The following is a 3,594-nucleotide window of genomic DNA, read 5'->3' as shown; positions in this document are numbered from 1 at the left end:
TGATTTTTTTGATGCAGTGTAATAATTTCGCTTTTTGGTCATTCTATTCCCCTCTTATATTAGAAGAATAGCTCTTAAAAATACCTTTTTTTCGTCTAAAAATCCGCGCCTATATCAGAGTTTATAAAAAACAATTAAAATTTTTTATTAAACTGGGATCAACTGAAATATTCCGACTATAATGAATAGTATATTAAGGAGTTTTAGATATGATTAGTAGTAAAAATCTTCTTTTAAATGTCGCCCCACAAACTACCACGTCAGCAAATACATCAACAAATTCCCCTGATGATGTTCTTGCATTCATGGTGAATGATACACAGGAGAAGAAAGAAGACAATGCTGATGCTAATACTGTCGATCCCAGCTCATTTGTTTTACTACTCAGTCAATTATTTACAAGTCCCCCACAGACCTCAGCTGCTAATGAAGAAAATACTGCTTCTGATCCCAAAAGTGCTTTAATAAATCAACTAGCAAACCCTGCGCTAAATCAACAGATAAACCCAGAGAGTCAACAAGCTGTTGATGCTGCCAACTTATTGACAGCACAAACCATTGACCCCAATGCGCAAGAGGTTGACACAGAAAACCCTGCTTTAAATTGGTTAGACTCAGAAAATTTTAAAACATTAAAAGCAGATGGTAATAATTCTGTGCCGGTTGACTCTACGAGTAAACCCGCAAATCCTAAAGTATCTACAGACTTAAACATGGCAGTGAACACAGCATTACCGCAAACAACACCGGCCCTTAATTCGGCTCCTGCTTCTGATGGGGCTACGGTGACTACTGCGGCGCAAAACCCAGCTTTATCCTTACAAGAGCTGAATAGCACACTGAAGACTATTGATAACATCCCAACGGCTCCAGTGGGTGTGAAATCAGATTCAAAACCGCAGGATTTAATTAGCTCCCTCTCGAATAACATTGCTATGCCTGTGGTTACTAATCAACCTACACAACTGATTGCTCCACCAAAAAGTTTAGAAATTCCTGTGCCGGTTAATCATCCTCAGTGGGGTGATCAATTTGCTGATCATATTGCTTGGTTAGGTAATAATGACATTAAAAGTGCAGTAATTAAAATTCATCCAGAAGATTTAGGGCCGATTGAAATTAATGTTAAAGTGGTTAAAGATGCTGCATCTGTTAATATTATAAGCCATAGCGCCCAAGTGAGAGATGTGATGGATCAAGCGATTCCTAAACTCAGAGATATGATGAGTGCACAGGGGCTAAATCTCGCTGAGGTCCAGATAAGTGCAGATCAGCGTTCCGGTAATGCCTTCGCTCAAAATAATAATAGTCAACAACAACAAAATGAAGCTGGTATCTATTCTGAGGGTGAGGACGAGGTGCAACTGGTTAGTACTGTAAAGAAACCGCCTAAAGGGCTAGTTGATTATTTCGCGTAAATGATTCTAGGCTAGTTATAAAAAAACCACTCCATCGAGTGGTTTTTTTTGACTTTTTATTTCTAACAAGTCTTATAGCAATTAAGTGATCTACCTGTCCAACGGTCAACCCAGCAGGTTTTACGACAATTATGTCCTATATAAGTCCAGGGTGTGCGGTAACTTCCTCTATGGTGATATTGAGGCTTATAATACACATGACCATAGTGATGGCCGTAACCAGGATTATAGTATCCCTTATGCATACCTCCACTATGATATCCGACAAAATAGGCTAGTTGGGTGCCTGCTAGAGCATTGGTAGTCGTTGCATGAGAGTTACTGCTATAAAGCAATCCACACAATAGAACAGCAAATATAATAGATCCAAGAATAGCTGAGTGATGAAGATGCGATTTATTCATAATACACTCCTTTGTTTTTAATTTAACCCCCTTTATAAATTATAGAACAATTATTGTCGTTGTTCATGATTTAGTCTTTTTGGTTTCTATTTGGATCTCCAGTGCTTGTATTAGAAATGAGGGTGGGATAAGATATTTTTTTTAAGGACATAGGATTAAAATGAGCAAAATAATTTTAGTTACGGGATGCTCAAGCGGCATTGGTTATGACACGGTGTTTGCTTTAAAAAAGCGAGGACATCGGGTAATTGCCTCCTGCAGAAAAGCCGAAGATCTGCAAAAACTAACCAACCAAGGTATTGAAGCGCTCTTATTAGATGTTAGTGACTCTCAGTCCATTCAGACCGCGTTTAATCAATTGTTAACCATGACCGGAGGACGCTTAGATGTGTTAATTAATAATGCTGGCTATGGTCAAGCGGGCGCTCTAGAAGATATAAGTCGCGATCTGATCAGGGCTCAATTTGAAACCAATGTTTTTGGGCTTCTTGAACTATCTAATTTAGCTATTCCTATTATGAGAAAGCAAGGTGAAGGACGAATTATCAATGTAAGTTCTATCCTGGGAATTATTTCTATGCCGTTTAGAGGCGCTTATAATGCGTCAAAGTATGCCGTAGAAGGTTTAAGCGATACACTAAGACTGGAATTGAGCTCATCCGGTATTAAAGTGATTACTATCGAACCAGGTCCTATAGAAAGTAAATTTCGTGATAACGCTGTTGATGGCACATTAAAAGCTATTAATGTTAATAACAGTTATTATTATAAACAATACCAGTCCATGTTAAGCGACTACAAACAAAAAAAATCAGACTCAGTCTTCACCAAAAAAACAGATGCTGTAATAAAATGTTTTATTCATGCTATAGAAGCTACTAACCCTAAAGCAAAATATCCAGTTACCGCACCGGCTCATTTGCTGATATTTCTCAAACGGATTTTAAGTACACGAATGTTAGATAAATTCTTTCTAGCCGCTTCAAAAAAGGAATTATCTTAAATACTGTACATTTTATTATCTAAAGGATATTATTGATTAATGAAATCGATAAATAGAGTACTTATTTTTTTGCTTATTCTAAGTCTGGTTTTTATATTAATGAAACCGGAAAGTATTTCTTTATCTAATCAGCAATTAAAATATAATCCAATATCAAGTCCTTGCTCCAGTCGCTTAATAGTCTCTGCATGCTCAGTCAGTGTGGATTATGCACTTAATGAGGCTCTAATAGGTTTAAAAGCCCTTTCTTTATTATTTATAGGATTAATGCAGTTTTTACTTATTCAACGTAGCTATTCTTTTTTAAATTCCACTATATTTAAACCTCCTATCTTTACTAATGCTTTCTAAAAACACCTAGATATTATTATTAATTTCGTAAATTAGAGAGCGGTCGTTTCGACTTTGGATACTTTAGTTCCTATTGCTCCTAATTTACGCTAGTCAGGATAAACAATGAAAAAAATTACTCTTGTTAGTGGGGTTGTCCTCCTATTTTTTACCAATATACTTTGGGCTTCGGTGTTTAATTTAGACAGCGTCAATCCTGAGGTAATTAGCTCTTTCATTCAGGGAAATAACGCACTTATTTACCTGAGTGCCTTTTTTGGTTTAGGCCTTTTATTGGCTTTTACACCTTGTGTATTGCCTGATATAGGCGCGGATTTTTAGACGAAAAAAAGGTATTTTTAAGAGCTATTCTTCTAATATAAGAGGGGAATAGAATGACCAAAAAGCGAAATTATTACACTGCATCAAAAAAATCAAA

The 3,594-nt window shown here is 36.4% G+C and carries 5 protein-coding genes; 4 read left to right on the top strand and 1 reads right to left on the bottom strand.

Annotation, left to right across the window (positions count from 1 at the left end; genetic code table 11):
• The first annotated feature begins 209 nt into the window (after nucleotides 1–209).
• Nucleotides 210–1,418 (top strand): flagellar hook-length control protein FliK, encoded by a 1,209-nt coding sequence (locus ELY15_RS14560; protein ID WP_127101294.1) that lies wholly within the window; start codon nucleotides 210–212, stop codon nucleotides 1,416–1,418.
• A gap of 62 nt (nucleotides 1,419–1,480) precedes the next feature.
• Here ELY15_RS14560 and ELY15_RS14555 read toward each other — a convergent pair whose 3' ends face one another.
• On the bottom strand, nucleotides 1,481–1,822 hold the full coding sequence (locus ELY15_RS14555) for a hypothetical protein (protein WP_127101292.1): 342 nt from the start codon (nucleotides 1,820–1,822) through the stop codon (nucleotides 1,481–1,483).
• Nucleotides 1,823–1,982: 160 nt separating this feature from the next.
• Between ELY15_RS14555 and ELY15_RS14550 the strand changes: the two genes are divergently transcribed.
• The 3 genes from ELY15_RS14550 to ELY15_RS14540 all read left to right on the top strand — a co-directional run bounded on the left by ELY15_RS14550 (nucleotide 1,983) and on the right by ELY15_RS14540 (nucleotide 3,497).
• Nucleotides 1,983–2,825: an SDR family NAD(P)-dependent oxidoreductase gene (locus ELY15_RS14550; protein ID WP_127101290.1), complete on the top strand. Its 843-nt coding sequence runs from the start codon at nucleotides 1,983–1,985 to the stop codon at nucleotides 2,823–2,825.
• Nucleotides 2,826–2,864: 39 nt separating this feature from the next.
• Complete coding sequence (locus tag ELY15_RS14545; protein WP_127101288.1) at nucleotides 2,865–3,176, top strand: hypothetical protein; 312 nt, start codon at nucleotides 2,865–2,867, stop codon at nucleotides 3,174–3,176.
• 105 nt (nucleotides 3,177–3,281) lie between these two features.
• Nucleotides 3,282–3,497, top strand: coding sequence for a hypothetical protein (locus ELY15_RS14540; RefSeq protein ID WP_127101286.1), 216 nt, complete (start codon nucleotides 3,282–3,284; stop codon nucleotides 3,495–3,497).
• Nucleotides 3,498–3,594 lie beyond the last annotated feature (97 nt).

It is taken from the genome of Legionella sp. km772 (genome assembly GCF_003989735.1).
GTDB lineage: Bacteria > Pseudomonadota > Gammaproteobacteria > Legionellales > Legionellaceae > Legionella.
This window is presented reverse-complemented; position numbering and strand designations above follow the sequence as displayed.

Bases quoted from the DNA above. Each gene is read 5' to 3' on its own strand.
- ELY15_RS14545 (WP_127101288.1), top strand. From the start codon at position 2,865: ATGAAATCGATAAATAGAGTACTTATTTTTTTGCTTATTCTAAGTCTG.
- ELY15_RS14555 (WP_127101292.1), bottom strand. From the start codon at position 1,822: ATGAATAAATCGCATCTTCATCACTCAGCTATTCTTGGATCTATTATA.
- ELY15_RS14540 (WP_127101286.1), top strand. From the start codon at position 3,282: ATGAAAAAAATTACTCTTGTTAGTGGGGTTGTCCTCCTATTTTTTACC.
- ELY15_RS14560 (WP_127101294.1), top strand. From the start codon at position 210: ATGATTAGTAGTAAAAATCTTCTTTTAAATGTCGCCCCACAAACTACC.
- ELY15_RS14550 (WP_127101290.1), top strand. From the start codon at position 1,983: ATGAGCAAAATAATTTTAGTTACGGGATGCTCAAGCGGCATTGGTTAT.